The sequence below is a fragment of the Hymenobacter guriensis genome (genome assembly GCF_015773195.1).
Lineage (GTDB): Bacteria > Bacteroidota > Bacteroidia > Cytophagales > Hymenobacteraceae > Hymenobacter > Hymenobacter guriensis.
This window is the reverse complement of sequence record NZ_JADWYK010000018.1, coordinates 1-26,760: the sequence shown is the minus strand read 5'-3', so window position 1 is coordinate 26,760 and position 26,760 is coordinate 1. Positions and strand designations below refer to the sequence as shown.

Sequence of the window (26,760 nt, the reverse complement as noted above, 5' to 3'; positions counted from 1 at the left end):
TTGCCTTTGTCGGTCTAATCAGTTCGTTTTTCTTTCTCTTACTGCGGCTAGTCAGCTGCGCCGGTTACCGCATGAAATTTCTGAGCACTCTTTTCCTAGCCTTCCTCTCCCTAACGACCACCGCCCAGCAGCAGGAGTTGGCCGCCCTGCTCAAGCGCGAAAATGTACCCGGCTTGCAGGTGGTGTACTCCAAAAACGGCAAATCCACCGCGTATGCGCTGGGGCAGCCCAAAAGCGGCACCCCGCAGGCACTGACGGGCAAGACCACGTTTCAGGCAGCCTCTCTGGGAAAGGTGGTGCTGGCCTACGTGGCCCTGCGCCTGCACGACCGGGGCGTGCTGGCCCTGGACAAGCCCTTGCTCTCCTATGCGCCCTACCCGCGCCTGGCCGTCCAGCCCGGGGCCTATAAGATTACGGCCCGCATGGTGCTGACGCACTCCGCCGGCCTGCCCAACTGGGCCGAAAATCCGCTGGCCGAAAGCTGGAAAACTTCCATCCTACGCCTTAAATACGCCCCCGACAGCTGCTGGAATTACTCCGGCGAAGGCTACGTGTGGCTGCAGAAAACCCTGGAGCACCTCACCGGCAAGTCCTGGGAAGAACTGGCGCAAGAAGAGGTATTTAAGCCCCTGAAAATGCAGCACAGCAGTTTTGTGTGGCAGCCGGGCTTCGACAAAAACGCCAGTTTCGGCCACGACAACGATGGTAAGGCTACCGAAATCCGCCGGTTCGCGGAGCCCAACGCGGGCTTTAGCTTGCTGTCCACTGCCGAAGACTACAGCCGGTTTGTGCAGGCCCTGCTAGCCGGTACCGGTCTGCAGCCGGCTACCCACCAGTTACTGGTCCGGCCCGCCAACGAAGCCAACCGTTGCGGCCACGCCCTCACCCCCACCGATGCCCACATTGCCTGGGCCTGCGGCGTGGGGCTGGTAACCACCAGCCGCGGCCCCGCCCTGTGGCACTGGGGCGACAATGGCGACTTCAAGAACTTCTTCCTGGCTTTTCCCGAGCAGCAGGAAACCCTAGTGCTGTTCACCAACGGGGCCAACGGCCAGCGCCTCACCGACGACGTGCTGCAGCTGTTTTTTGGGCCCGGCGAGTACCGGGCGATGCAGTGGCTAGCCGAGGAGTAGACGGATATATACTTATATACTATTCAAAGAATCAAAAGAACATCATGCTGAGCGCAGCCGAAGCATCTCTACCGCTTCGTTAGGTTGCTGCTAAATAGTCCGAGGTAGAGATGCTTCGGCAAGCTCAGCATGACCCAAAGCCGATTCTCAAATTTTGATTCTCAAGCCTTACTCTACTTAGCTTTTATGTCTTCAATCCTAACCCGCCCTTTTGCCCTGCTTCTTCTGTTGCTATTGCTCCCAGAGCTTCCGGCTTGGGCGAAGCGGCCCGACAACCTGCCAGCCTGCTGGAAGCAGCAAGTCCAGCCGGTGCAAACCACTTACCTCACCCTGCGCTACCACGAAACGCTGGCGCAGCTGGAGCATAGCTTCCAGCCCTGGCAGGCCACCAACTACACCGGCACCGGCCGCATATGGAGCACCGCCACCAGCTTTCTGAAGAGCGACACCCTACGGCAGGAAGCCAAAACGTACTTCTCGCGTACCCAGCTCACGCCCGCCACCCTACTATTTCAGGACTACGGCGACGATAAGCCGACCCGCGTGACGCCCAATGCTTTTCGTGGGCAGGCCCTGCAGGCGGCGCGCTATACTCCGGCTCCGCTTCTGCACTACTTCTCCCAGCGCAAGCCCAAGCCCGCGCCGGAAAGCACCCGCACCGAAACCGTGTACCAGGATACCCTCGGCGGCAATATTGTGCGGCTCTACATTCGAACTGCCGATAACCGCCTGAGCAAGGTAACCGCCCTGAGCCACGACGAGCTGTTCGGGGACGTGCTGACGACCTACACCTACCAGGATTACGCCTCCGTGGGTAAGCTGACCTACGCCCGCACCATCGTTGTTAGTAAAATCAACGGCAAGCTCACGGATACTGTGCGGGTAACAGCGGCGACCCTGGAGCCGGCCGCGCCTACGCTGCTCACAGCACCCGCCGGGTATGCCCTGGTTTCGCCCCCCGTCGTCAAGCCCGAAGTTACCGTAACGCACCACGGCGCCCACCTGCACTTTCTGGAGCTCAAGCACACCGACGATAAAGTGCTGGTGGTGGAGTTTAGCTCGTTTCTGCTGGTGGCCGAGGCGCCGCTGAATAGTGAGAATGGAGAGCTGATTCTGGCCGAAGCCCGCAAGCTGGCCCCGGGCAAACCCGTACGCTACTTTGTGGCGGGCCACTACCACCCGCACTACCTGGGTGGACTACGGCCCTTTGTGCACCGGGGCGTCACCATCCTCACTACGCCCGCCGATGTGCCCTACGTGCAGTACCTGGCCGCCGCCCCGCACACCCTGCACCCCGACAGCTTGCAGCTGCACCCCCGCCCGCTGCGCACCGAGGAAATAACCACCAGCAAGACCATTGCAGAGGACGGATTTGAGATGCAGATTCACGTCATCGGCAGCAAGTCGGCGCACACCAACGACTATTTGGTGTACTACTTCCCCAGTGAAAAGCTGCTGTTTGAGGACGATTTGGTGTGGATAGCGCGGCAGGGCCCGAGCCGCAAGGCCAGCGCCCGGCAGGTAGGCTTGTATCAGGCTATCCGCGACCTGGGCTTGCCCGTGGAAACCATTGTGCAGTCGTGGCCGGTGCAGGACTACGGGGTGAAGACCGTTATTCCGTTTCGGGAATTGGAGCAGTCGGTAACGGGCAAGTAGCATAGGCGTGGGCAACAGTTGGCGCCGGCGGGAATTATCGGTAGGTTTAGCTTTCCGCACCTTTCCCACTCCTTCAACCATGCGCACTCCTTTCCTTGGCACCTGCCTGCTACTCCTAGGCCTGTTCAGCGGCGCCTGCTCCTCGCCCACCAAGCCGGAAACCACTACTGCCGACGGCAGCCTCACCACTTACTTCAGCGGCGACACCGCCCGGGTAAAAACCGGGGGCGTGCAAATCGTTTCTATCAACACGCCTAAGGGCAAGTTCAACGTGTGGACGAAGCGCTTCGGCAACAACCCGCGCATCAAGCTGCTACTGCTCAACGGCGGGCCGGGAGCCACGCACGAGTACTTCGAGTGCATGGAAAGCTTCCTGCCCCAGGAAGGCATCGAGTTCATCTACTACGACCAACTGGGCTGCGGCAACTCCGACAACCCCAAGGATACGGCCATGTGGAGCCTGCCGCGCTACGTGGAGGAAGTAGAACAAGTACGTCAGGCCCTCAAGCTCGATAAAGACAACTTTTACCTGCTGGGCCACAGCTGGGGCGGCATCCTGGCTGCTGAGTACGCCTTCAAGTACCAGCAGCACCTCAAGGGCCTCGTCATTTCCAACATGATGATGAGCATTCCGGCCTATAACAAGTACGCCAACGAGGTGCTGGCGCCCCAGCTCAAGCCCGAGGTGCTGGCCGAAATCCGCAAGATTGAAGCGGCTAAGGATTTCCAAAACCCACGCTACATGCAGCTGCTGGAACCCAACTTCTACGCCCAGCACCTGTGCCGCCTGCCCCAGCTGCCCGAACCCATGACCCGCTCCCTGGGCAAAACCAACCAGTCGCTGTACGTGACCATGCAGGGCCCCAGCGAGTTTGGCGCTTCTGGTAAGCTCCTGAACTGGGACCGGGTAGCCGATCTACCCAAGCTCACGGTGCCCGTACTCAGCATCGGCGGCCGGCACGATACCATGGACCCCGAGCATATGCGCATGGTAGCCCAAAAAGTGCAGCACGGCACCGCCCTCATCTGCCCCGAAGGCTCCCATATGAGCATGTATGACGACCAAGCCACCTACATGCGCGGCCTCACGAAATGGATGCTAGGCGTGGATAAAGGCGAGAAAGCAGTGAAGCTGTAAGACGTTTCCCTTAAGCAGATTAATCTTCTAAATCCTTACCTATCTCCAGTCTTTTTTATGCTTTCTTTCTTACAAGCCTCACGCTGGTTTGCCTTGGTTACCGGCCTGCTATACTCGTTGCCACAGCTTGCGCAATCGCAACATCTTGCTATAGAAACCGAACATTTCCCTGGTGCCAAGCGCATGAAGACAGAATCATTCAACCGCGGGCCGGCCGGATTTTGGACAGTGTACCAATTTGATGCCCTAGGCCGGGCCGTGCTTGAAAAGCGTTACCAGGGCCGGCGTCACTTAGCTACGTATATGTATACCTACAATCAGCGCAACCAATTGCTTCGGCACGTTACAGTGTTTGACATCAACAATCGTCGAACCCAACACAGCCAATATACCATCTACCGTTACAATGCTGATTCCTCACGGGTGCTTCGGGAAGTATGCTATACCGATACGGACACTCTATATGTCACGCAGTTTCTGAAATTCGATTCGGATAACCGCCCTACCAACTGTAGCGTTACGAATTATACCAATGGCTTGAAAAGCCCTTCTACATCCGCAGTAGAACTCAGCTATACAAACGGCCGAGTAACTCTCAGACACAGCCGCAGCACTAGTTACGACCAGAAAAGCACCACTTCCCACACGGAAACTTACGAGTACAATCCTCAGGGCGACTTGGTAAAGCTCCACCGCGCCCCACAACCGCAGGGTGGCTAGTTTGATGGCCAGGGGGACGAAATTGAGTACGCTTACGACTATTCACTTCGGGGTCCCTGGACGCGACAGTATCAGTACTTTGAAGGGAAAAAGATACTCATTGAGAAACGAACCTTCACGTATTAGAGTACTTTTTCGACAGCTATGTCCGTTCCCTACCGTACCCTCTTCCTGCTGGAAGCCGATACCACCTATATCCTCGAAATCAAGCGCCTTGACGTGCAAAGCGCTAACCCCGCCGACGTATACTCCTGGCTGCGCTTCGACAAAGCCACCCAGATGCTGGAGTTGCTGGAGTTTGTTTCTATGACGAAAGCCGATGGCGAGCAACAGCGCGAGTTTCAGCAGGGCAGCTTACGGTTTACGCCTACCCAGGGCCAGTATCAGCCTATAGGCGGTAGCGCGCCGCTGGCTTTGCGCGTGCTGGCTCCGGCTGAGCTACCAGATGAGCTAGATGCGGCCGTGCAGCAGTTCCTCGCCTCTAGGCCGGCCAATTAACCAAACTGGCTCTTCACATGATAATGTGAGTAAGGCATTTTAAGGCAACGCTTACCACGAAACAAGAATCTGAAGGGGCATCAGCAAGTAAATAATCTGCCTGTCCACTCTTTTTCTCTTTCTCAGTAAGCTATGCAAACCGAACTTCACTCCCTCCAACGCCAGGTAACCTGGTTGAAAGGCTATGCCCTGACCAGCAGCCTGCTCATGCTGGCCTTTATATTATTCAGCCTGACCACGGCCAATAAATCCGTTATCCGCGCCCAGGGTATCGTCATTGAAGATGCGCAGGGCCGCGACCGTATACTCATTGGGGCCCCCATACCAGCCTCCCGCAGCCGCGTCCGGACGAATCTGCAGCGCGTAGCCAAAGAGTGGGCGCCCAAGCTGGGCGGCAAGAAATACATGGACTGGTACGCTGGCTACGACCACAGCGCCAACGGCATCGTGTTTCTCAACGAGCAGGGCTTCGATAAAGTGGTGGTGGGCGAAACCATGCCGGACCCCAACACGGGCCGCCGCCAAGTACGCTCAGCCGGGATGACGTTCAACGATGACCAGGGCTTTGAGCGGGGCGGCGTAGGCGTTTCGGTAACAGCCGAAGGAAAGACCCGCGGTGCCTTCGGCCTGGACGACGAACAGGGCGAGGCCATCCATATGTTTGTGCTGGAAGATGGCACCCGGGGCCTGCGCGTGGGTCACGACGACGGGTACCTCTTCCTTGGCAAAGCCGTTCCGCACAGCATGATAGCCGGGTCCGACAAAGCCATGACCGGTGCCCTGGCCGTTGACCGCACCGGGCAGGTTATTTGGCAGCAGAGCATGCTGGCTCAGTCCAGCCAGCCCCATAGTACACCGCGCTAGCCGCCTCTGTCCGGCGCGCGACTAGGCCCAAGCTGGTAGGCCGCCTTGATTCTGCGTAACTTGCGGCCCGCTTGCGTCTGGGTGATGCGGCGGGCCGCTTGCTTGGCTTTTGCCTAAGCACGCACTACCAGGCACGAAGTCCCCTCCCTATGCGTCTCAACAAATACATCAGCGAAAGCGGCGTCTGCTCCCGCCGCGAAGCCGACCGCCACATCGAGCAGGGCAACGTGCTGGTCAATGGCAAGCGCGCCGCCATCGGCGACCAAGTAACCAGCAAGGACCGCGTTGTAGTCAACGGCATTGCCATCGAGCCCCGGGCCGAGGAAGATGCCATCTATATTGCCTACAACAAGCCCCCAGGCATCGTAACTACCACCGATACCAGCATCCGCGACAACATCATCCGGGCCATCAAGCACTCGGTGCGCATCTTCCCGGTGGGCCGCTTGGATAAGGAGTCGCAGGGGCTGATTCTGCTGACCAGCAACGGTGACATCGTCAACAAAATCCTGCGTGCCGGCAACCAGCACGAGAAGGAGTACGTGGTGATGGTGGACAAGCCCCTGCGCGACGACTTCATTGAGGCCATGGCCAATGGAGTGCCCATTTTGGGAGTGATGACGCAGAAGTGCAAGGTGGTGAAAGAGACACCCTACATCTTCCGCATTACCCTCATCCAGGGCATGAACCGCCAGATCCGGCGCATGTGCGAGCATTTCGGCTACGAAGTGGTGCAGCTGGAGCGCATTCGGGTGATGAACATCAGCATCAAAGGCCTGGGCCTGAACGAGTGGCGCGAGCTGACGGAAAAGGAGCTGAAAGTGCTGTTTGAGATGCTGGAAAACTCCAGCAGCGCCGACGACGGTTCCACGCCGCGCCGCCGCAAGAGCGTATCCACCGCCACGCAGTGGGCCGACCGCCCCGGCCGCAAAACCGCCCGTCCCATCACCATACGTCCCGCCGTGGCCCGCCCCGCCTCCACCGACGACGAAGCCGACGCAACGCGCAAACCCAAAACCAAGCTTGCCGGCGCCTGGGTAGACAAGCCCGCTCCCGGCCGCAAATCCTCCGCCCCCAAAGGACTGGCTTCGGCGGGCCGGTCGGCGGGCTCGGGCCGGCCTACCAACGTGGTAGGCCCGCGGCCCGGCGCAGCTGCCGGCAAGCCGGGCCGCCCGGCCGGCGCCTCGGGTGGCAAGCGTCAGACCGCCTCTAAAACGCTCAACCGCACGCCCAAAGGCAACTCGGGCACCCGCGGCAGCAGCCGCAACGCCCCCAGCCGGGGCGGTAAACGGTCGTGAACTTCGTTTCCTAGCTGACCAACGGGCTGCTCTACCACGGAGCAGCCCGTTGTGTTTTGGGGAAGGCAGAAGTAGGGTGCAGGGCTTGCCCCCGCCCATCGGTGAACGAACCTTGCACTCGTTGTTCAACGACGGGCGGGGGCAAGCCCCGCCCCTACATCACGTTATGCTTAGGCGCTTCTTCTCCTTCATTTAGGGAAAATATCCTTGCTTGAAAAATCAGATTGCTCCCCTGAACTATTCAGATTTCTAGCCTCAAAGTGAGTTTCAGGGCGCTGCAACCCCCTTCCGCTGCGCGTGGCCTAAAGTCAGATTTTGGAAATTCTTACCCAACCGTAAGCCGCGGCAGAACGCTATGTTTGAGCATCGGAAGCTTGCTGGCCGATGTTTCTTTCACTTTCACCTGTTGCCTGAACTGTTATGAGTACCAAACCCTCCAATGCCTTTGTGGCCGCCTCCTGGGTGGCCTTGCTGGCCGGCATGGCCGCCTTCATCGTAGGCCTCTGGAACGCGCAGATGCTACTCAACGAAAAGGGCTATTACTTTACCATTCTGCTGTTCGGGCTGTTTGCGGCCGTGTCGCTGCAGAAGAGTGTGCGCGACCAGCTGGAAGGCATTCCCGTCACCAGCATCTACTACAGCCTGTGCTGGTTTTCCACCATTGCCGCCATTATGCTGCTGGCTGTGGGGCTCTGGAATGCTTCCCTGGCGCTCAGTGAAAAAGGGTTTTACGCCATGTCGTTTATGCTCAGCCTGTTCGGCGCCATTGCCGTGCAGAAGAACACCCGCGACAGCAAAGGCAACACCACTCCGTTGGAGTAGCTTCTCCCTGGCTTTAGCCTATGAACAGTATTCTTCAGCAGCGGCTGGTGCAGCAGCAGCTGGCCGAGCCGTCGGGTGGCACGCCTGCTACCGTAGCCACCCGGCTGGTTGGGCTACAGGCGCAGGAGTACAGTCAGGCCCAGTGGGCGTTGGGAGTGCGGCTGCCGGGCTGTTCAGCGCAGGACGTTGCGCAGGCCTTTGCTGATGGCTCCGTTATTCGCACCTGGCTGTTTCGGGGTACGCTGCACTTGGCTGCGGCAGCCGATGTGCAGTGGCTGCTTACATTGCTGGCCCCCCGGATCCTGGCTGGCAGCCGCACCCGCCACCAGCAGCTGGGGCTTGATGAGGCCACTTTGCACCGATGCCGGGCCGTACTGGAGCAGGCCCTGTCCCGGCGCCAGCTCCTCACCCGCTCCGACGTTTCGCTGGCTTTGCAGCAGGCCGGTATTCCTGCCCAGGGCCCACGCCTGCTGCACATCCTGCAATGGGCCAGCTTCAACCAAGTGATTTGCCAAGGGCCACAGCAGGCAAAAGAGCCGACGTTCACGCTGCTGGACACTTGGCTGCCGCCTACGCCACTCAGGTCTCGCGAGGAAGCCCTGGCCGAACTCACTCAGCGGTACTTCACCGGCCACGGGCCGGCTACTGTAACTGACTTTATCTGGTGGTCGGGCCTGACAGCTGGCGATGCGCGGCGAGGGCTGGCAGCCGCAGCGCCCGGCCTACAGCGACAGGTAATAGCGGGGCAGGAATACTGGAGTGCAGGTGCTGGCCCTGCCTGTGCGCCGGCGCTGCCTTTCACCTACCTGCTGCCAGGCTTTGATGAATATTTCCTGGGCTATAAAAACCGGGAGTTGTTTATCGACCCGCGCTACGTTTCCCAGGTAGTTTCCGCCAATGGGATTTTCAAACCCATTATCGTGGTCGATGGCCAGGTAGCCGGATGCTGGAAACACATTTATACGGCCCACGCGGTATGGTTGGAAACCCGGTTTTTCACCCCCGAACTAGCTCAGGGAGCTACCGGCCTGGCAGCCGCAGCGCACCGGTACAGCCAGTTTGTGCAGCGCCCTACTCACTTGGCGTGAGGCGGTCAGCCGGCTGTTGGCACCTGCCTGCCGCGCTGACCCGTCTTTTCTTAGCGGGTGTCAGGCTGCTTCACGTGTATTTTGCGGCCCGCTGCGTAGCTTTGGCTCCGGCGGGCTGCGTTGCGTGCGGCCCCATCAAAACCAACTCTGAACCGCCCTGCCATGCACCTCCGTACCGACTGGACCCTCGACGAAGTAAAAGCTATTTACAATTTGCCCGTGCTGGAACTGGTGAGCCAGGCGGCCGCTATTCATGCCCAGACGCAGGCCACCGGCGAAGTGCAGGTGTGCACCCTGCTGAGCGTGAAAACCGGCGGCTGCCCCGAGGACTGCGCCTACTGCCCGCAGGCCGCCCGCTACCACACTGGCGTGCAGGCCCACAAGCTGCTGCCTGACGCCGAAGTGCTGGCCGCGGCCCAGCGTGCCAAGGACGGCGGCAGCACCCGCTTCTGCATGGGCGCCGCTTGGCGCGAAATCCGTGACAACCGCGACTTCGACCGGGTGTTGGGCATGGTGGAGCAAGTAAACCATATGGGCCTGGAAGTGTGCTGCACCCTGGGTATGCTGAACGAGTACCAGGCCGAGCGCCTCAAGCAGGCCGGCCTCTATGCCTACAACCACAACCTCGACACCAGCCGCGAGAAGTACGACGACATCATCACGACCCGCACCTACGACGACCGGCTGAACACGCTGGAGCACGTGCGCAAAGCCGGTATTTCGGTGTGCTCAGGCGGTATCATCGGACTGGGTGAAACCGACGAGGACCGCATTGCCATGCTGCACACGCTGGCCACGCTGCCCCAGCACCCCGAGAGCGTGCCGGTGAATGCGCTGGTGCCGGTGCAAGGCACGCCCCTGGCCGACCAACCCCGCGTGAGCGTGTGGGAAATGCTGCGCATGATTGGCACGGCCCGTATCCTGATGCCCCACACGATGGTGCGTCTCTCGGCCGGCCGCCAGGAAATGCCCGTCACGGAGCAGGCCCTGTGCTTCCTGGCCGGCGCCAACTCCATCTTCAGCGGCGAGAAGCTGCTGACCACGCCCAACCCCAACTTCGACGCCGACAAGCAGATGTTTGCTTTGCTGGGCCTCAAGCCCCGCAAGTCGTTCAAGGATGTGCCCGAAGGCGCTATGGTACTGGGCCGCGAAACTGCTGTGGAAGCGTAAGCTTCGGCAAGCTCAGCCTGACACAATTCTTTCCTGCCGCATGAGCATTGTATTTGATCTGAACCTTGACTACGGCTACGCCGAAGAGTTCCGGCAGCAGCACGAGCCCCGCGAGGCCCACGAGCTGATTTCGGAACTGGAAGACGAGATTGGCGCGGCCATCAGCGGCATTGTTTCGCTGCACGGCGTGCTGCCGTCGGTGGGCGACCGGGTGGAGGTAGAAGACAGCTGGGTGGTCATCAGTGCCCGCAGCTTCGGGCGGGACGGCAGCGTATGGCTGGCCGCTACCCGCTTCGACGCCTAGCGCCGGCCCGTTCTCGTTGAGCTCTTTGCGCACCGGCCGCCGCCTGCATTGCCGGGCAGCGGCCGGTGTCTTGTTTCACCTTATTTACCAGAAAACATGCGCTTTTTCCGCTCTTTTCTTTTCCTGCTGCTGATTGGCTACACGGGTGCAGCCTTCGGGGCCAAGGTCGATACGCTGGCTATTCCCAGCGCGGCTATGCACAAAACCTACCGCGCCAACGTGGTGCTGCCCAACGCTTACACCAAGCAGAAAAAGGCCAGCTTTCCGGTTCTGTACCTGCTGCACGGCGCCACCGGCCACTACTCCGACTGGCTGGCCAAAACACCCGACAAGCAGCTGGTGCACCGCCTGGCCGACCAGTACAACCTCATCATTGTGATGCCGGAAGGAGAGGAATTTGCCTGGTACATCGACAGCCCGGTGAATCCGGGCAGCCAGTTTGAAACCTACATTACCCAGGAAGTAATCCAGAAAATCGACCAGACGTACCGCACCGTGCGCGACCGGAAAGGGCGCGTCATCACCGGCTTGTCGATGGGCGGGCACGGGGCCCTTTACCTCTCGGCCCGTCACCCCGACCTATACTGCGCGGCTGGCAGCATGAGCGGTGCCGTCGACATCAGCACGGCCCGCTGGAGGCAGAACCCCGAGGAAGCCAAGCGCACTTCCGAGCGGTTTGTGCCCATTCTGGGCCCCGTGGGCGCTACTCCGGAAACCTACCTCAGCAAGTACATGGTGCTGCCCCTGGCCGATCAGTTCAAGGCTAACGGCCTGCCCCTCATCATCGACTGTGGGGTGGATGACTTCCTCATTGAGCCCAACCGGGAGCTGCACCGCCGCCTGGTGTACAACGCCACGCCCCACGAGTACACCGAGCGGCCCGGCGCCCACACCTGGGAATACTGGGAAAACTCCCTCCCTTTTCACGCCTTGTTTTTCGCCAAAATCCTGCGCGCCAACGCCGTGCTGGTGCAGTAGAAAGTTATCAGTAGCCTACGTGAGTCTTATCGTTTAATATCCAGAACTGCCCAACCTGACTAATCGAAGACCAGCGCTAATTTTCTCCGAAGAGAAGCGTGACATTATATCCTCTCGAAACCTATTCTCACTATGTCCACTCGCTGGCTATTCACATTGCTGCTTTGGGGCCAGGTTTTATCCAGCAACTGTCAAGACTTTGCGCAGGCCTCATTCCGCGAAATGTCCCTATCCACTGTTACAAGTGCTGCCTCCTTGGCAAAGTTAAACTATGCGCCAGGGTATACTGTGAGAAACATTGCCGGAAAACTAGTAGTCAGAAAGAGCCACGAACAATTTCTCACACAGCTGCAAACGCCCGACGGAACTTTCATCGGCCAGAACCTAGGAGAATGGGGCGGGCAATTGATGTTTCAGCCAAATACGCGCCAGAGCAAACCTGTGCTCCTTAAAAAGGGAAACATCCGTCTGATTTTTCAGATTAATGGCCGCGTTTACTTCATCGAGGGCTTATCTCACGGGGGTGTAACTACTGGGGCACTCTATCAACTCACCAGGAAGCTTCCGACGTTTACATGGACCAGACTGACTGATTTCGAGGACTCGCCGGAGGCATTCGCCATAGTGGACAATGACGTTTACATTGTCCAATCTCACGGCTTTATGGTCTTACGGAACCTACAGAAAGAAATGGTTTTAGAAAAGGCATTTTGGAGCGGTCTTTATCCCAATTCAGTGGCTGTTTTTAGCGACGGAGAGGTATGCATTGGTATGCGTGGAGGCTATGTAAGGCTGAATACCAAAACTAAGGTCCTTCGGTTCTTTCAGCATATGCCTTGAGACGTCCTTTATTTGTTCACTGAAATGGCCCTGATAAAACACAAGGTTGCACTTCTACGGCATGCCGAAGGCACCAACACCTCATTAACCGGCCTTTAGGCAATGTCTGACCTCTCTCCCCTGCACCAGCGCTTGGCGGCGCAGCTAGCCCAGCGCGAGGCCGCTGGTACCCGCCGCTGCCTTTCGCTGCCGGCTGCCGGGCTGGTTGACTTCAGTTCCAACGATTACCTGGGTTTGAGCCGCCACCCGGCCGTGCAGGCAGCGCTGCAACTGGCCACGGCCGAAGCGGCGGGCAGCACCGGCTCCCGCTTGCTCACGGGCAACTCCGCCGCAGCCGAAGCCCTGGAGCAGCAGCTGGCCTGCTTCCACCGCGCCGAAGCCGCGCTACTGTTCAACTCCGGGTACGCGGCCAATCTGGGCTTCTTCGCCGCCGTGCCCCGCCGCGGCGACACCATCCTTTACGACGAAGCCTCCCACGCCTCGGTGAAGGACGGCATCCGCGGCTCCTTCGCCACCGCCTGGAGCTTCCGCCACAGCGACCTGCACGACCTGGAGCGCAAGCTCGCCCGCGCCACCGGCGCCGTGTTTGTGGCGGTAGAAGCGTTGTACTCCATGGATGGGGACATGGCCCCGCTGGCCGAGCTGGCCGCCTTTTGCCGGGAGAAGGAGCTGTACCTGGTGGTGGACGAGGCCCACACCAACGGCGTGTACGGCGCGCTGGGCGAAGGACTGGTAGCCGAGCTGGGCCTGGAAGACGCGGTGTTTGCCCGCATCCTCACTTTCGGCAAGGCCCTGGGCAGCCAGGGTGCCGCCGTGGCCGGGGCCGCCGTGCTGCGCGACTACCTGCTCAACTTCAGCAGGCCCTTCATCTACACCACCGCGCTGCCCCCGCTTACCATTGCCGGTCTGGCGGCGGCTTACGCGGTGCTGCCCACGCTTACGGCGGAGCGGGCGCAACTTTTCGCCCTTTCTGATTATCTGAAGGCTCAGCTCAATGTGGTGCCCGGCCTGCACGTACCGCCGGGCAGCCACATCATTCATCCTGTTTTCTTCACCGCTAATTCTGGTCCGGCCCAGGTGCGGCAGGTGGCCGCCGCCGCCCAGTCCTCCGGCTTCGATGTGCGCGCCATTGTGTCGCCCACGGTGCCGACGGGCACCGAGCGGCTGCGGCTCATCGTGCATTCGTACAACACCGAGGCGCAAATCGAAGCGCTGGCGCGGGTATTAGGGCAAACAACGGCAGGTGGAGCGGTACAACTGCCGCTTCGAGGAGGAAACTAACATGCTTCAGTTGACAGTGTAGGACAATTTTCACCTCATTAATAACACACAGCATGAGCACGGAGGATTTCGAAAAGATTATCAGCCCTTTCTTTTGGTCTGAACACGAAAACAGTGCTTCTGTATGCTTAAATGTCGGAGAGTATAAAACCGAAATTTTTAAAGCACGGGCAGAAGAAGGCTTTGAGGGAAATGGCTACGATTGGGCTTCCTTAGCCAACGTATTTTTAGAAGAGAAGCTACCGCACCTTGTTGGCATAGTGAAGTTTGACCCGGAAGGCAGCATGTACTGCGCCTACTCAGCGGACAAAGCGGCTCTGAAACAATTTGCTATTGCTTTCAAAGAGGCTGTGGAAGATAAAGACGTAGTACACGACTTGTTTTCTCGGGCGGAACTGGATTAGAGCCCCTGTTATTGACTCTTTTCAGCATACCGAAAAGCAAGAAATCAAGTAGTGGAACGACTCTTCATCACCGGCATCGGCACGGACGTAGGCAAGACCTTCGTCTCGGCCATCCTCACCGAAGCTCTGCAAGCCGATTACTGGAAACCCGTGCAGGCCGGGCTGGAGCCCACCACCGATGCGGCCACCGTGCGCAGCCTCGTGCAGAACCCAGTCAGCCGGTTCTGGCCCGAGCGGCACCGGCTGCAGCTGCCGGCCTCACCCCACGCCGCCGCCGCCGCCGAGCAGCTGACGCTTCGCCCCGGGGACTTCCACCTGCCCGACACCGATAACCACCTGCTGGTGGAAGGCGCGGGCGGCCTGCTGGTGCCCCTGGCGCCCGGCTTCCTGGTAGCCGACCTTATTGCGCAGCTTGATTTGGACGTGGTGGTGGTGTCGCGTAACTATCTGGGCAGCATCAACCATACGCTGCTCACGCTGGAAGCCCTGCAAACGCGCGGTCTGCGGGTGCGCGGCCTCGTGTTCAACGGGGAGCCCACGCCCGCCACGGAGGACTTCATCCGACAGCACACCGGCGTGCCTGTAATGCCCCGGGTGCTGCCCGAGCCTCATGTTTCGGCGAAGGTAGTGAGCCGGTACGCGGCGGAGTTTCGGGCGTGGTTTGGGGTGTAAAGCCGGTTTGCTTCTGTTTGAATTCACCGGATAAGTTGAGCCCGCAGAGGACGCAGGAGTTTACGCGGAGGGCGCGGAGGTCTTTTGACGGCAGAATAACCGGACGTTAGAAAACCTCGGCGTCTTCGGCGGTTTCTGCGGGCTAAAGTCGCCCGCGCCACCTTAGGCCGGCCCGGCCCTACCTTTGCCCCATGCCTACCCTCGCCGAACGGGACCACTCCGTATTGTGGCACCCCTACACCCAGATGCAAACTGCCCCGCTGCCCGTGCCCATCGTGCGCGGGGAAGGCAGCTGGCTTATTGCCGAAGACGGCACGCGCTACCTCGACGGTATTTCCTCCTGGTGGGTGAACCTGCACGGCCATGCTCATTCCCACATTGCCGGGCGCGTGAGCGAGCAGCTGCGCACTTTGGAGCACGTGCTGTTTGCCGGCTTCACCCACCCTACGGCCGTGGAGCTGGCCGAGCAGCTGCTGGTCTTGCTGCCCGCCAACCAGGCCCGTGTCTTCTACTCCGACAACGGCTCTACGGCCGTGGAAGTGGCCCTGAAGATGGTGCTGCAGTACTTCCACAACCTGGGTCAGCCGGAGCGCCGCACCTTTCTCTGCTTCCGGAATTCCTACCACGGCGACACGTTCGGAGCTATGGCCGTGAGCAGCCGGGGCGCCTTCACCCAGCCCTTCTGGCCTTTGCTCTTCGACGTGGAGTTTCTTGACGTGCCGGTGCCCGGCCGGGAGCAGGAAGTACTGAGTCAGCTTGATGCGCTGCTGGCGCGGCCCGACGTAGCCGGCTTTATCTTCGAGCCGCTGGTGCTGGGCACGGCGGGCATGGTGATGTACGCGCCCGAGGTGCTGGATGAGCTCATCAGCCGCTGCCACCGGCGCGGCGTGCTTTGCATAGCCGATGAGGTAATGACGGGCTTCGGGCGTACCGGTCCCCTCTTCGCAAGTGGGCTACTGCCCCGGGAGCAGCCCGATATCATGTGCTTTTCCAAGGGCCTCACGGGCGGTACGCTGGCTATGGGCCTCACGACCTGCGCCGCCCCCATCTACGCGGCGTTCCTGAGCGACGACAAGATGAAGGCCCTGTTTCACGGCCACTCCTACACGGCCAATCCCGTGGCCTGCGCCGCCGCCCTGGCCAGCCTGGAGCTTACCCGCGCCGAGGCCTGCACTCAGCAGCGCCAGCGCATAGCCGCCGCCCACGCCGCCTTCCGCCAGGAAATCGAAGGGCTGCCCGGCATCCGGCAGGTGCGGCACCAGGGTACCATTCTGGCCGTGGAGTACGACCCCGGCGAGGGCACCAGCTACTTCAGCCGCCTGCGCGACGCCTTCTACCAGCTGGCCATCGACAACCACGTGGTGCTGCGCCCCTTGGGCAACGTGGTGTACCTGCTGCCGCCCTACTGCACCACCAACGAGGAGCTGGAGCTGCTCTACGCCGTGCTACGCCAGATGCGTGCGTTGGTGCTCGACTTCCTGCCTGCTCCTACCCTGCCCGAATACCTGCATGACTAGCCCCGATACTGCCGCTGATCTGATTGTCATCTGGGGTCGGGGTCGGGTGTCGGCGCTGGGCACGGCCAAGGAGTGGAACGAGCCGCTGACTTCGCCCTTTTCCACGCACCCGAACAAATTACCTGTAGCGGCCCTACCAGTTGCGGCTGAAGAAGCCCTGGCGGAGCTGCGCGCCAGCCACTCCGCCTACCGGCAGCTCGACCGCACGGTGCTGCTGGCCCTGCTGGCTTCCCGCCAGGCAACCGCCGCCGCCGGTTGGGCACCGGAGTCAACCCCAAATCCTTCCACCGAACCAGCAACCAGAAACCAGAAACCAGAAACTAGAAACCAGCTCGCAGTAAGCATTGGCAGCAGCCGGGGCGCCACGGGACGGCTGGAGCAGTTTCACGCGGAGTTCCTGAGTGAAGGCAGCGTACCGGCCGCCGCTTCGCCGCTCACCACGCTGGGCAACGTGGCCAGCTGGGTGGCCTTTGACGCGGGCAGCACGGGCGGGGCGGCCCTGAGCCACTCCAGCACCTGTAGCAGTGCATTTCAGGCACTGGGCAATGCGGTGGCCTGGCTGCGGGCGGGCATGGCCAAGCGGTTTCTGGCCGGGGGTACGGAAGCTCCCCTCACCGACTTCACCCTGGCGCAGATGCAGGCCATTGGCATCTACTCGCCCCTGGCGGCCACCGACTGGCCCTGCCGGCCGGGGGCCGGGCGGCCGTCTACATTTGTGCTGGGCGAAGGCGCGGCCATATTCGCCCTGGAGAGGCTGAGCGGGGCGGCCTGGGCAGAGGCGGGCCGTCCGGAGTTGCCGGTGCTCGAAGGCGTTGGGTTTGGGTTTGAGGCGCTGGGCAGCAAAACCGGCCTCTCGCCAGATGGCCAGCACTTTCAACAGGCCATGCGCCACGCCCTGGAGCAGGCCCGCGCCCTGCCCGCCCACATCGACGCGGTGGTGCTGCACAGCCCCGGCACCCCGGCCGGCGATGCGGCGGAGCGGGCGGCTTTGCGCGCCATCTTCGGGGAAAACCTGCCGCCGCTGCTGTCCAACAAATGGCTGGTGGGCCACACCTTGGGGGCTTCGGCGGCTCTGAGTCTGGACTTTGCTCTGTACGTGCTCGAAACCCAGCAGTGGCCGGTGGCGCGGTTTGCTTCTGATCTGGCGGCTGCTTCTCCGAAACCCATCCGCCGCATCCTGGTAAATGCGGCCGGCTTCGGCGGCAACGCGGCCAGTGTGGTAGTGGCCCTGCTGCCAGATCAGCCGTAGAAGCGCATGGTTTCGTGCTGTCACCAAGTAGGGTGCGGGGCTTGTCCCCGCCCGTCGTCCTCGCCGTTCGAGCGTACACGTGCAACGACGGGCGGGGACAAGCCCCGCACCCTACAGTGTTTGCGCACTTCGCTTAATGAGGCGTGTGCCTTCAACTTTTATGTCATGCTGAGCGCAGCCGAAGCATCTCTACCGCTTCGTTGCAATGGTATTAATTAGCCAGAGGCAGAGATGCTTCGACAAGCTCAGCATGACGGTTTACACCGGCAACATCACAAGGCAAATCCGCGTCCCTACCTCGTCTTCAACCTGCTTTCTATGCCCCGTTCGTTTCTACTCCTGCTTGGTTTGGGTTTCTCAGTCCCCGCTTTGGCTCAGACGCCGCCCGCCACTACGCCCGACCCGCTGATCCGCCGGATGGTGGAAGATGTATCGGAGAAAAACCTGCGGGAGGACATCGACAGGCTCGTGAGCTTCGGCACCCGGCACACGCTTTCCGCTACTAAAAGCAAGAAGCGCGGCATTGGGGCGGCGCGGCGCTGGGTGGAAGACGAGTTCCGTAAGTATAGCAAAGCCAGCGGGGGCCGCCTGAAAGTAACCCAGGACACCTTTACCATCAAGCCCGACGGCCGCCGCATCAACCGGCCGGTGCTCATGGCCAACGTGATGGCCACCTTGCCCGGCACCGACACTTCCGATAAGCGGGTGTTCATCGTGAGCGGGCACATCGACTCGCGGGTAACGGATGTGATGAACGCCACCGCCGACGCGCCCGGGGCCAACGACGACGGCTCGGGTACGGTGGCCGTGATGGAGCTGGCCCGGGTGATGAGCAAGCAGCAGTTTCCGGCTACCATCATCTTCGTAGCCGTGCAGGGCGAAGAGCAGGGCCTCTACGGCTCCACCCACTTGGCCCGGCGCGCCAAGGCCGAAAACTGGCAGCTGGTGGCTATGCTCAACAACGACATCATGGGCAGCTCCCAGGGCCACGACCCCGACCTGAAGGACGACAAGCGCCTGCGCGTGTTCAGCGAGGGGGTGCCTGCCACCGAAACGCCCGAGGAAGCCAGGGTGCGCCGCACGCTGTCCTCCGAAAACGACTCGCCCTCCCGCAACCTGGCCCGCTACACCCGCACGGCCTGCCAGCAGTACGTGCCCGGCCATGAGGTGGTACTGGAGTACCGCCCCGACAGGTTTCTGCGCGGCGGCGACCATACCCCCTTCAACCAGGAAGGCTTCACGGCAGTGCGCTTCTCCGAAATGAACGAGGACTTCCGCCACCAGCACCAGGACCTGAGGCAGGAAAACGGCACTGAGTATGGGGACTATGCCAAGTACATGGACTTTGCCTATCTGCGCAAGAATACCGGCGTGAACCTGGCTACCCTGGCCTCCCTGGCCCTCGCCCCAGCCGCGCCCGAAAGCGTGGGCGTGCTCACGGCCCAGCTCACCAACCGCACCCAGCTGCAGTGGCAGGCTCCCCAGGCCGGCGAGCGGCCCGCCGGCTACTACGTGCTCATGCGCGAAACCAGCGCCCCCGAGTGGCAGCAGAAGTTCTTCGTGACCGATACCAAAGCCGACCTGCCCCACAGCAAGGACAACTACATTTTCGGGGTGGTAGCCGTGGATGCCGAGGGCCACGAAAGCCTGCCCGTGCTGCCCAAGCCAGTGCGGTAAGGAAACCGGGCATTTGTTCAGCCCGTCATGCTTCGACTACGCGGACGCCAGATGAAGCATGACGGTCTAAGGGCTTTCTAAACAGCTCTATTCTTTGATATATGAGAATACGCTACCAAATCCGCTTATACAGCGTCGTATTGGGGCTTTTGTGGCTGCTGCCGCTAAGCGTTTCAGCGCAACGCCAGAAGAGCAAGCTGGAGCTGCAGACTGACTCTTTGAGTCAGGAGCTGCGCAGCGCGGGAGTAGATACCTTCTGCGTGTACGAGGACTATTGCGTGGGCTGCCGGGCTGGTTCGCCGTGTGACACCAAAGGCCTTTTCATTCCTACCTATCTGTTCTGGAAGAAATCCGGCCACAGCTACCGCCGCTATCTTGACAACTGTACGCTCGGTGAAGCCCAGGAAGTTAAAGCCGTTTTCTGGAAGTATTTCGACCGTTTCCGTAGCGAAATACAGGCAGAGGAAATTAAGCGCTTTCACATAATGAACGAGGGCAAGGCAAGCAGAGTCTTTCGAAATCACGGTAACCATGCCTCATTTAGCATTATCACCCAGAAAGACACAACAGACCAATATTTTGATTATTTCTCACTTGCTAAATTTTATAGATTCTCCAAGAAGAAGAAGTACAACATCTACTACCAGCAGAATCGTAAGACACACATTTACAAGCTGTATAAGCTTCTAAGCGAAGCCGCAGCAGCAGACCCCAAGCTCCCGCTAGCGCGCGTTTCCGCCGCACAGTAGCGAACAAGGCTTCACTGCCCGTTTTCGTTCGCCCCTTAACCTGTCTCCGCATATCCTGTAAAGCCGTATCATGCTGTATGTCTGCTGGAGACATACAGTATGTCTAACAGAGACATTCTCTATGCCTGCTGGAGACATGTGACATGTCTGCCAAAGACATTCTACATGTCTCCAGCAAACATTTGCTATGCGAAGCAACACTACGGCTCACGCAACGGTAAGCACTGCTCCCAGAGTCCCCGTGCGCAGATGACTGCTATTACGGGGTTTGATACGTACCTCCAGCCGGTAAGTGCCAGCCGGGAGCGTGGGTGGCACCAGAAATAGCTGCTCGGAGGGCGTATTCTTCAGGATGCGCTCCAGGCGGACGGGGTTACCGTTGCCGGTGGCGGGCACCAGAAACACGCCTTGGGTGGGGTCGGTGGGGTTGTGCTTGAGGTTGGCGCCGCGCAGCCGGGCCGTAGCGCCGGGCCGCAAGGTGGTGTTGATGGCCTCGGTGAGCAGGTCCTCCACCTGTTCGGGGCGCGGCGCGCTCTGGCTCACGGCCCGCACCTGCACGAAGCGCAGCTCGGTTTCGGCCCGGCGCAGGGCGGTGCCGGCCGACAAACGCAGGCGGCCCTGGTGGCGCTCCGGGTCGAATGCATCCTGGGCAGCGGGCCAGGAACCGGTGAGGCTGGGGCGCACCACGAACAGGTCGGTTACCACGTTTTCGCCGCGCTGGGCCCGCCGGATGACGGCCGTCTTCAGCTCCTCGTACATGGCCAGAAACTCAGCCCTGGTGATGGTGGAGCCGGGCCGCACGATGTCGGCAGCCAGATCTTCAATGGTAGCGGTGCCGGTGATATGCACCTGCGCCCGCCGGTCGTGGCCGGCGGTTAGCTTGTTGTCGACGAGGGAGTAGGCAATGTCCATAGCAGCGGAGGTATCGTTCCCGGCAAATATGCTGTTTTCGGGCACACGCTGCACCAGGGTCGGCGCTGAAGTACACTGACTTACGACTTTTTTTACCGGCATTGACGGCTGCCGTAGCCCCGCCGTTTGGCCGGGGCGCCGAATGTGCGTTTCTTGTAGCTTCCTCCTTATTCTCTATGAAGAACCTATGGCTGTGGCTACTGATTGGCTTGCTTTCGGGCGGAAGGGTGGCGGCGCAAACCCCTGAAAGCGTCGGTCCGGCCGCACCGCGCATCCAGGTCGTCATCGTGGGCACGGTGCACAAAGCCACCCGCCGCTTCACCCCCGATTCCGTCGCCCGCATTCTGCAGCGCGTGCAGCCCGATTTAATCCTGGTGGAGCTGGACAGCTCGTTTTTCACTGCGGACTTTGAGCTCCGGCGCCCTTCCCGCGAAAACGAAGCCCTGGGTGTGGCCTTGTACCGCCAGCAGCACCCCGTGCCCATGCGCCCCTTCGACTACGAAGGCCGCAATGATTTTCACCGCCAGCACGGCCTGCTCACCAAGCCCGGCGAAGTGCTGGCCTTGCTCGACGGCCTCTACAAGCAGCGCCGCCTTACCCCGGCGCAGGGCACCATCCTCGACCGGTACTACCAGCTCACCGACTCGGCCAACCGCACCTCCGCCCGCACGCCCTACGCCATCAACCAGCCCGCCGTGTACGCGCTGATAGCGCGGCGGCAGCACATGCAGTACCAGGAATTAAACGCCGTGGTGCAGGCCCGTCCCGAGCTGGCCGAGTACCACGCCTTCTACCAGCTGAATGCCGACTTCTGGGACACACGCAACCAGGCTATGGCCGCTCATATTCTCACCCACATCCGCCAGCACCGGGCACAACGTATTGTAGTGCTGGTGGGGCATTTCCACAAGTACTATCTGCTCCGGGAACTGGCGGCGCGCCAGCAGGCAGAAGGGTTTGAGCTGCGAGAGTATTATTCATTTTAGTTCAACTGTAATCTTTATAATTCAAGCACCATAAACTTTCTCCACATGAAATCTTTTTTCGTTTTCCTCTTTATTATAGCCCTAATCTTGCCTGGCTGTATTATATATCCACGAATGGTCCATATTTATATAACTCCCGAATATAAAGCCATTGTTATTGACCAAGCTGGCCGACCTGTTTCCGGTATAGTAGCTACGTTTGAGCAAGAAAATACTCAGCAGCCCAGTGACACAACAACTGCAGACGGCATTATTTATCTTGCTCCTAAAAGAACATTTATTGCATTCGACTATATCACAATGGACCCAACTATGTATATAAAGGCTACTATAAAGCCTGCCGATATTCATAGCAAAATAAACCCAGTTGTGCGCAGATTGAACTTTTGCTATTGCAGTAAAAGAATTACAACAATAACCGATACGGTAGTAATCAAATAGCTGATTTTCCGCGAAAAAGTATATACCATTCTTTCCAGGTACCTTTGATTGCCTTTACCATACTATCTCTTTTCACTCGTTATGAAGAAAGCTACCTATCTGCTTGCCCTGGCTTTGCTGGCGGCAGTTCCGGCCGCGCTGGGCCAGGCGCCCGCCTACCAGCCTCCAATGGGCTACTCCTTCCGCGACGCCGAAGATTACGCCAGCTACGCCCCGCAGGTAATTGAGGCGGCCAACTGGCTAGAAGCAACCCCGCTAGACCAAGAGCCAGACATGCGCCGGGCCGTCAACCGTTTTCTGCTGCAATGGGTGAGCGGCTCGCCCGCGGTGAAGGTGAAGCTGCAAACCTTCGTGACGGAGCTAAGCCGCCAGGAACCCAACTACATGATGCTGTTTCTGGCCGGCTGGGCGCGCTACCAATTGCAGCACCCGGGCGAAAAAGATGCCCTTACCCTAAACTTGGCCGGCCTGACACCCGTGCTAAAAATGTACCAGGCCAACCCTGCCCAAAAGAACAAAGTCCTCGACGAGCTGCTGCAGGAACAGGCCAACGGCACCCTCCAGGCCTGGGTGCAGAAGCGCGTGCTGCCGTAAGCTGAGCCGTTTATCAGCCGTGTATTTATGACGCTTTCTGACCCTCTGCGCGCTGTTTGCGCAGCCATTTTCCTACTGCTTTTGCCAAGCTGCGGTACCAATCAGCAGCCAGCCACCCAGGCCCCTGCTGCTCCGGCCGATTCAATTGTTGCTTCTCCTGCGCCGGCTTTGCCGCAGGCACCAGCCCCGGCTGACCAGGCCGCTGAGCAGACGGTGCGCCGCTTTATCGGCTGGTATGCCGCTACTATGGAAAAGCTGCCGGGGGACTTCATTCTCAACGCGGATGGGCAGGATACCACGAAATTCTACGCGGTGAATTTTCCCGGCACCGAACAGTGGCTCACGGCCCTGAAAGCCAGCGGTTTTTTCGCCGATTCCTACCTGCAGAAATGGCGCACCTACTTCCGCCAGCAGAATGATTCGCTGCGGGCGCACCCGCAAAACGACGGCCCGCCCCCGGGCTTTGACTTCGACTTTCTGACCTATTCCCAGGAAGCCGATACCAAGCTGACTGAGCTGCGGGCCGGCACCTTTGCTACTACTTTTCACGACAAAAACCACGCGCTGGTAAAGGCGCGTGGCCCCCACCACAACCAAGGCGACGAGAACTGGCAGGAGGCCCTGGACGTGAGCCTGGTGCGGGCTGCCAACAACCGCTGGCTGATTGAGGCTATCAGCAATACCTCATTCTGAGACGACATACCGGGTCACCTCGTGGCGTAGAAATCGTAAACTGTCCGCAAAAAAGATTTTTTGGATTCTCACTTCCTGCCGTATACTTGCAGCCACAAGGGCAGCTAACGGCCCCGCTCAGCACCACTTATGTTCTCAGCTTTCACCTACCTTTCTTCTGCTACTTCGCTGGTTTCGGCGAAGCAGGTGATGGTGTGCGACAAGCGGAGCGGCGGCCTGATGGTCAAGAAATCGAAGAAATGTAACCCGACCCGACCGTCGCACTAGTTCGTCTTGCCCGAATCTGAACCTCCAAGCGCCGGTCCTCCCAAGGGTCGGCGCTTTTTTCTGGTCTTTTCTTTCGCAACCCATATCACCTCTCTGTTCCCATGAAAGTTCTCAAGTTTGGCGGCACGTCGGTAGGCACGGCCGAGCGCATGCGCACCGTAGCCGAGTTGATTCACGCCCCCGAAGAGCCCCGCATCGTGGTGCTGTCGGCCATGTCGGGCACCACCAACGCCCTGGTAACGATAGCGCGCCTGCTCTACGACGGCGAAATAGCGGCCGCCACGGCTCAGACCGAGATTCTGCGCCAGCACTACCTCATGACGGCCCGCGAGCTGCTGCCTCAGGCCGAAGTAGCCACAGCCGCCATCGGCCAGCTGGATGCCTGCTTTCGGGCCATTTTCGACTTGATGCGCAACCCGCTCACGCCCGTGGGCGAGCGGCTGATTCTGGCCCAGGGCGAGCTGCTGAGCACCCAGCTTTTCCACCGCTACGTGACCGACGTGCTGGGCCGCCCGGCCGTGTTGCTGCCCGCCCTTGACTTCATGCGCCTCGACAAGGACGAAGAGCCCGATGGCGCATACATCGAGCAGCACCTGCAGGAGCTGCTGGCCCGGCACGATGGCCAGACCCTGTTCATCACCCAAGGCTACATCTGCCGCAACGCCCAGGGCCTCATCGACAACCTCAAGCGCGGGGGCTCCGACTACTCGGCCTCGCTGATTGGGGCGGCAGCCCGGGTAGAGGAAATTCAGATCTGGACCGACATCGACGGGCTGCACAACAACGACCCACGCGTGGTGGAAGACACCTACCCCATCCGGGAGCTGTCGTTTGACGAGGCGGCCGAGCTGGCCTACTTCGGGGCGAAGATTCTGCACCCCAGCTCGGTGCTGCCGGCTCGCCAGTACGGCATTCCGGTGCGCCTACTCAACACCATGCAGCCCGAGGCGCCCGGCACACTCATATCCGCCCAAACTGGCGACGAAGCCATCAAGGCCGTGGCGGCTAAGGACGGGCTGGTAGCCATCAAGGTGCGCAGCAGCCGCATGCTGCTGGCCCACGGCTTCCTGCGCCGCTTGTTCGAAGTATTTGAGCGGTACCGCACCCCCATCGACATGATTACGACCTCGGAAGTGGCCGTGTCCCTCACCATCGACGATGCTACCCACCTGCCCGAAATCCTGGAGGAGCTGTGCAGTTTCGGCACAGTGGAAGTAGACGAGCAGCAGACCATTATTTGTCTGGTCGGCAACCTGATTCAGGAAAACCACGGTTCGGCCCGGCAGGTGTTCAACGCCCTGCAGAACATTCCGCTGCGCATGATCAGCTACGGCGGTTCGCCCAACAACATCAGCGTGCTCATCAACACCCCTGATAAAACCCGTGCCCTCCGCTCTCTCAACGAAGGCCTGTTCCGCCGCAAAGCCGAAGCAGTGTAGCGCTTAGCTGCTGCGGCTTCTCTTTTTTATTCGCTTTGCACTCTCTGCTACATGTCGTTTCGTTTACCGGCGGATCTGCTGGACCGCCCCACGCCCTTTTACTTCTACGATCTGGCGCTGCTGGACCGCACGCTCACGGCTTTGCAGCAGGCAGCCCGACCCCGCGGCTTCCAGGTGCATTATGCCCTGAAAGCCAATGCCAACGCTCCCATCCTGGACCTTATCCGCCAACACAGCCTGGGCGCCGACTGCGTGAGCGGGGGCGAAGTGCAGCGTGCCCTCGACGCCGGCTTCGCCCCCGACCACGTGGTGTTTGCCGGTGTAGGCAAGAGCGACGCAGAAATCAACTTGGCGCTGGCGGCAGATATCTGGTGCTTCAACGCTGAGTCGGTGGAGGAACTGACGGTGCTGAACGAGCTGGCCGGAGCGCAGAACCGCCGCACCCGCGTGGCGTTGCGCGTGAACCCCAACGTGGACGCCTACACGCACCCGCACATCACCACCGGCCTCGACGCCAACAAGTTCGGCATCAGCCTCTCGGACCTGGGCGGCGTGATTGAGCAGCTGGAAAATCTATCGAACCTGGAGTTGGTGGGCCTGCACACGCACGTGGGCTCCCAGATTACCAACCTCACGGTGTTTGAGAAGCTTAGCCAAAAGCTCAACGAGCTGCAAACCTGGCTTGAAGACCGGGGCCACCACCTGCCGCACCTGAACCTGGGCGGGGGCCTGGGCATCGACTACCACCAGCCCGACCAGCACGCGGTGCCCGACTTCGAGCAGTATTTCCGCACGTTTGAGCAGCACTTGCAGCGGCGCCCGAACCAGCAGGTGCACGTGGAGCTGGGCCGCTCCATCGTGGCGCAGTGTGGTTCCCTGGTAAGCCGGGTGCTATATGTGAAGCATAGCCAGCAGCGCCGCTTTGCCATCCTCGACGCGGGCATGACGGAGCTGATTCGTCCGGCTCTCTACGGCTCCTACCACGCCATCCAGAACCTCACCAGCCAGCTTCCCGCCCAGGACTACGACGTAGTGGGCCCTATCTGCGAGTCGTCGGACACCTTTGGGCGCCAAGTGCTGCTGCCCGAAACCCGCCGCGGCGACCTGCTGGCCATTCGTTCGGCCGGGGCCTATGGGGAGGTTATGTCGTCGGGCTACAACCTGCGCGAAAAGGCCGGGGCGGAGTATCGGTAGCTTTATTGATGGGAGAAAAGCTGCGGACTCTTCGCCCGGCGTCTTTTCCCGGAAAGAAGAGTTCGGGCGTAAAACCGTTTTCTGGTGAGAATATATTAAGTGTATAGTCCCAGGGCGTGATGGTGTATTTTCCGGGCAGGACTTTCGCACTCAGTTATGGGACAAGTACTCCACGG

At 60.2% G+C, this 26,760-nt stretch carries 27 protein-coding genes; 26 read left to right on the top strand and 1 reads right to left on the bottom strand.

Annotated features, from left to right (window positions below; all coding sequences use genetic code 11):
• The first annotated feature begins 71 nt into the window (after positions 1-71).
• The 20 genes from I5L79_RS20675 (at position 72) to I5L79_RS20580 (ending at position 20,058) form a co-directional block, all read left to right on the top strand.
• Positions 72-1,133, top strand: coding sequence for a serine hydrolase domain-containing protein (locus tag I5L79_RS20675; RefSeq protein ID WP_196956987.1), 1,062 nt, complete (start codon positions 72-74; stop codon positions 1,131-1,133).
• A 186-nt stretch (positions 1,134-1,319) separates the two neighbouring features.
• On the top strand, positions 1,320-2,789 hold the full coding sequence (locus tag I5L79_RS20670; RefSeq protein ID WP_196956986.1) for an MBL fold metallo-hydrolase: 1,470 nt from the start codon (positions 1,320-1,322) through the stop codon (positions 2,787-2,789).
• A 79-nt stretch (positions 2,790-2,868) separates the two neighbouring features.
• Complete coding sequence (locus I5L79_RS20665) at positions 2,869-3,927, top strand: proline iminopeptidase-family hydrolase (RefSeq protein ID WP_196956985.1); 1,059 nt, start codon at positions 2,869-2,871, stop codon at positions 3,925-3,927.
• A gap of 57 nt (positions 3,928-3,984) precedes the next feature.
• Positions 3,985-4,647 carry a hypothetical protein gene (locus I5L79_RS20660; protein WP_196956984.1) on the top strand — a complete coding sequence of 221 codons (663 nt, stop codon included), beginning with the start codon at positions 3,985-3,987 and terminating at the stop codon, positions 4,645-4,647.
• A 144-nt stretch (positions 4,648-4,791) separates the two neighbouring features.
• On the top strand, positions 4,792-5,145 hold the full coding sequence (locus tag I5L79_RS20655; protein ID WP_196956983.1) for a hypothetical protein: 354 nt from the start codon (positions 4,792-4,794) through the stop codon (positions 5,143-5,145).
• A 132-nt stretch (positions 5,146-5,277) separates the two neighbouring features.
• On the top strand, positions 5,278-6,009 hold the full coding sequence (locus tag I5L79_RS20650) for a hypothetical protein (protein ID WP_196956982.1): 732 nt from the start codon (positions 5,278-5,280) through the stop codon (positions 6,007-6,009).
• Between the two features lie 149 nt (positions 6,010-6,158).
• Complete coding sequence (gene rluF / locus I5L79_RS20645) at positions 6,159-7,307, top strand: 23S rRNA pseudouridine(2604) synthase RluF (RefSeq protein WP_196956981.1); 1,149 nt, start codon at positions 6,159-6,161, stop codon at positions 7,305-7,307.
• A 420-nt stretch (positions 7,308-7,727) separates the two neighbouring features.
• On the top strand, positions 7,728-8,129 hold the full coding sequence (yiaA, locus tag I5L79_RS20640) for an inner membrane protein YiaA (protein ID WP_196956980.1): 402 nt from the start codon (positions 7,728-7,730) through the stop codon (positions 8,127-8,129).
• A 20-nt stretch (positions 8,130-8,149) separates the two neighbouring features.
• Positions 8,150-9,217: a winged helix DNA-binding domain-containing protein gene (locus I5L79_RS20635; RefSeq protein ID WP_196956979.1), complete on the top strand. Its 1,068-nt coding sequence runs from the start codon at positions 8,150-8,152 to the stop codon at positions 9,215-9,217.
• Between the two features lie 162 nt (positions 9,218-9,379).
• Positions 9,380-10,387 (top strand): biotin synthase BioB, encoded by a 1,008-nt coding sequence (gene bioB, locus I5L79_RS20630; RefSeq protein WP_196956978.1) that lies wholly within the window; start codon positions 9,380-9,382, stop codon positions 10,385-10,387.
• Positions 10,388-10,427: 40 nt separating this feature from the next.
• Complete coding sequence (locus I5L79_RS20625; protein ID WP_196956977.1) at positions 10,428-10,691, top strand: hypothetical protein; 264 nt, start codon at positions 10,428-10,430, stop codon at positions 10,689-10,691.
• A gap of 96 nt (positions 10,692-10,787) precedes the next feature.
• Positions 10,788-11,669, top strand: coding sequence for an alpha/beta hydrolase (locus tag I5L79_RS20620; protein ID WP_196956976.1), 882 nt, complete (start codon positions 10,788-10,790; stop codon positions 11,667-11,669).
• 132 nt (positions 11,670-11,801) lie between these two features.
• Complete coding sequence (locus I5L79_RS20615) at positions 11,802-12,509, top strand: hypothetical protein (RefSeq protein WP_196956975.1); 708 nt, start codon at positions 11,802-11,804, stop codon at positions 12,507-12,509.
• Positions 12,510-12,611: 102 nt separating this feature from the next.
• Positions 12,612-13,790: an aminotransferase class I/II-fold pyridoxal phosphate-dependent enzyme gene (locus tag I5L79_RS20610; RefSeq protein ID WP_196956974.1), complete on the top strand. Its 1,179-nt coding sequence runs from the start codon at positions 12,612-12,614 to the stop codon at positions 13,788-13,790.
• A gap of 53 nt (positions 13,791-13,843) precedes the next feature.
• Complete coding sequence (locus I5L79_RS20605; RefSeq protein WP_196956973.1) at positions 13,844-14,194, top strand: immunity 51 family protein; 351 nt, start codon at positions 13,844-13,846, stop codon at positions 14,192-14,194.
• 51 nt (positions 14,195-14,245) lie between these two features.
• On the top strand, positions 14,246-14,866 hold the full coding sequence (bioD, locus tag I5L79_RS20600; RefSeq protein ID WP_196956972.1) for a dethiobiotin synthase: 621 nt from the start codon (positions 14,246-14,248) through the stop codon (positions 14,864-14,866).
• 191 nt (positions 14,867-15,057) lie between these two features.
• The gene (gene bioA, locus I5L79_RS20595) at positions 15,058-16,383 is read left to right on the top strand and encodes an adenosylmethionine--8-amino-7-oxononanoate transaminase (RefSeq protein ID WP_196956971.1); all 1,326 of its coding nucleotides are present in this window, start codon (positions 15,058-15,060) and stop codon (positions 16,381-16,383) included.
• The gene (locus I5L79_RS20590; protein WP_196956970.1) at positions 16,376-17,632 is read left to right on the top strand and encodes a beta-ketoacyl synthase N-terminal-like domain-containing protein; all 1,257 of its coding nucleotides are present in this window, start codon (positions 16,376-16,378) and stop codon (positions 17,630-17,632) included. Before bioA ends, I5L79_RS20590 begins: the two co-directional genes overlap by 8 nt.
• Positions 17,633-17,950: 318 nt before the next feature.
• Complete coding sequence (locus I5L79_RS20585; RefSeq protein WP_196956969.1) at positions 17,951-19,309, top strand: M28 family metallopeptidase; 1,359 nt, start codon at positions 17,951-17,953, stop codon at positions 19,307-19,309.
• 101 nt (positions 19,310-19,410) lie between these two features.
• Entirely contained in the window at positions 19,411-20,058 is a 648-nt protein-coding gene (locus tag I5L79_RS20580; RefSeq protein WP_196956968.1) for a hypothetical protein, read from the top strand.
• 207 nt (positions 20,059-20,265) lie between these two features.
• Here the strand turns inward: I5L79_RS20580 and I5L79_RS20575 are convergent, their stop codons facing one another.
• Positions 20,266-20,970, bottom strand: coding sequence for a DUF4469 domain-containing protein (locus tag I5L79_RS20575; protein WP_196956967.1), 705 nt, complete (start codon positions 20,968-20,970; stop codon positions 20,266-20,268).
• 176 nt (positions 20,971-21,146) lie between these two features.
• Between I5L79_RS20575 and I5L79_RS20570 the strand changes: the two genes are divergently transcribed.
• From I5L79_RS20570 to lysA, 6 genes are all read left to right on the top strand, one after another.
• Positions 21,147-21,956: a hypothetical protein gene (locus I5L79_RS20570; protein WP_196956966.1), complete on the top strand. Its 810-nt coding sequence runs from the start codon at positions 21,147-21,149 to the stop codon at positions 21,954-21,956.
• 45 nt (positions 21,957-22,001) lie between these two features.
• The gene (locus I5L79_RS20565) at positions 22,002-22,397 is read left to right on the top strand and encodes a hypothetical protein (protein WP_196956965.1); all 396 of its coding nucleotides are present in this window, start codon (positions 22,002-22,004) and stop codon (positions 22,395-22,397) included.
• Positions 22,398-22,478: 81 nt separating this feature from the next.
• Positions 22,479-22,991 carry a hypothetical protein gene (locus tag I5L79_RS20560; protein WP_196956964.1) on the top strand — a complete coding sequence of 171 codons (513 nt, stop codon included), beginning with the start codon at positions 22,479-22,481 and terminating at the stop codon, positions 22,989-22,991.
• Positions 22,992-23,072: 81 nt separating this feature from the next.
• Positions 23,073-23,684, top strand: a complete 612-nt coding sequence (locus tag I5L79_RS20555; protein ID WP_231403243.1) for a hypothetical protein — start codon at positions 23,073-23,075, stop codon at positions 23,682-23,684.
• Positions 23,685-24,052: 368 nt separating this feature from the next.
• Positions 24,053-25,390: an aspartate kinase gene (locus I5L79_RS20550; protein WP_196956962.1), complete on the top strand. Its 1,338-nt coding sequence runs from the start codon at positions 24,053-24,055 to the stop codon at positions 25,388-25,390.
• Between the two features lie 51 nt (positions 25,391-25,441).
• Entirely contained in the window at positions 25,442-26,584 is a 1,143-nt protein-coding gene (lysA, locus tag I5L79_RS20545) for a diaminopimelate decarboxylase (protein ID WP_196956961.1), read from the top strand.
• Positions 26,585-26,760 lie beyond the last annotated feature (176 nt).

Coding starts and splice junctions, on each gene's coding strand:
- I5L79_RS20675 (WP_196956987.1), top strand. CDS start 72: ATGAAATTTCTGAGCACTCTTTTCCTAGCCTTCCTCTCCCTAACGACC.
- I5L79_RS20670 (WP_196956986.1), top strand. CDS start 1,320: ATGTCTTCAATCCTAACCCGCCCTTTTGCCCTGCTTCTTCTGTTGCTA.
- I5L79_RS20665 (WP_196956985.1), top strand. CDS start 2,869: ATGCGCACTCCTTTCCTTGGCACCTGCCTGCTACTCCTAGGCCTGTTC.
- I5L79_RS20660 (WP_196956984.1), top strand. CDS start 3,985: ATGCTTTCTTTCTTACAAGCCTCACGCTGGTTTGCCTTGGTTACCGGC.
- I5L79_RS20655 (WP_196956983.1), top strand. CDS start 4,792: ATGTCCGTTCCCTACCGTACCCTCTTCCTGCTGGAAGCCGATACCACC.
- I5L79_RS20650 (WP_196956982.1), top strand. CDS start 5,278: ATGCAAACCGAACTTCACTCCCTCCAACGCCAGGTAACCTGGTTGAAA.
- rluF (WP_196956981.1), top strand. CDS start 6,159: ATGCGTCTCAACAAATACATCAGCGAAAGCGGCGTCTGCTCCCGCCGC.
- yiaA (WP_196956980.1), top strand. CDS start 7,728: ATGAGTACCAAACCCTCCAATGCCTTTGTGGCCGCCTCCTGGGTGGCC.
- I5L79_RS20635 (WP_196956979.1), top strand. CDS start 8,150: ATGAACAGTATTCTTCAGCAGCGGCTGGTGCAGCAGCAGCTGGCCGAG.
- bioB (WP_196956978.1), top strand. CDS start 9,380: ATGCACCTCCGTACCGACTGGACCCTCGACGAAGTAAAAGCTATTTAC.
- I5L79_RS20625 (WP_196956977.1), top strand. CDS start 10,428: ATGAGCATTGTATTTGATCTGAACCTTGACTACGGCTACGCCGAAGAG.
- I5L79_RS20620 (WP_196956976.1), top strand. CDS start 10,788: ATGCGCTTTTTCCGCTCTTTTCTTTTCCTGCTGCTGATTGGCTACACG.
- I5L79_RS20615 (WP_196956975.1), top strand. CDS start 11,802: ATGTCCACTCGCTGGCTATTCACATTGCTGCTTTGGGGCCAGGTTTTA.
- I5L79_RS20610 (WP_196956974.1), top strand. CDS start 12,612: ATGTCTGACCTCTCTCCCCTGCACCAGCGCTTGGCGGCGCAGCTAGCC.
- I5L79_RS20605 (WP_196956973.1), top strand. CDS start 13,844: ATGAGCACGGAGGATTTCGAAAAGATTATCAGCCCTTTCTTTTGGTCT.
- bioA (WP_196956971.1), top strand. CDS start 15,058: ATGCCTACCCTCGCCGAACGGGACCACTCCGTATTGTGGCACCCCTAC.
- I5L79_RS20590 (WP_196956970.1), top strand. CDS start 16,376: ATGACTAGCCCCGATACTGCCGCTGATCTGATTGTCATCTGGGGTCGG.
- I5L79_RS20585 (WP_196956969.1), top strand. CDS start 17,951: ATGCCCCGTTCGTTTCTACTCCTGCTTGGTTTGGGTTTCTCAGTCCCC.
- I5L79_RS20580 (WP_196956968.1), top strand. CDS start 19,411: ATGAGAATACGCTACCAAATCCGCTTATACAGCGTCGTATTGGGGCTT.
- I5L79_RS20575 (WP_196956967.1), bottom strand. CDS start 20,970: ATGGACATTGCCTACTCCCTCGTCGACAACAAGCTAACCGCCGGCCAC.
- I5L79_RS20570 (WP_196956966.1), top strand. CDS start 21,147: ATGAAGAACCTATGGCTGTGGCTACTGATTGGCTTGCTTTCGGGCGGA.
- I5L79_RS20565 (WP_196956965.1), top strand. CDS start 22,002: ATGAAATCTTTTTTCGTTTTCCTCTTTATTATAGCCCTAATCTTGCCT.
- I5L79_RS20560 (WP_196956964.1), top strand. CDS start 22,479: ATGAAGAAAGCTACCTATCTGCTTGCCCTGGCTTTGCTGGCGGCAGTT.
- I5L79_RS20550 (WP_196956962.1), top strand. CDS start 24,053: ATGAAAGTTCTCAAGTTTGGCGGCACGTCGGTAGGCACGGCCGAGCGC.
- lysA (WP_196956961.1), top strand. CDS start 25,442: ATGTCGTTTCGTTTACCGGCGGATCTGCTGGACCGCCCCACGCCCTTT.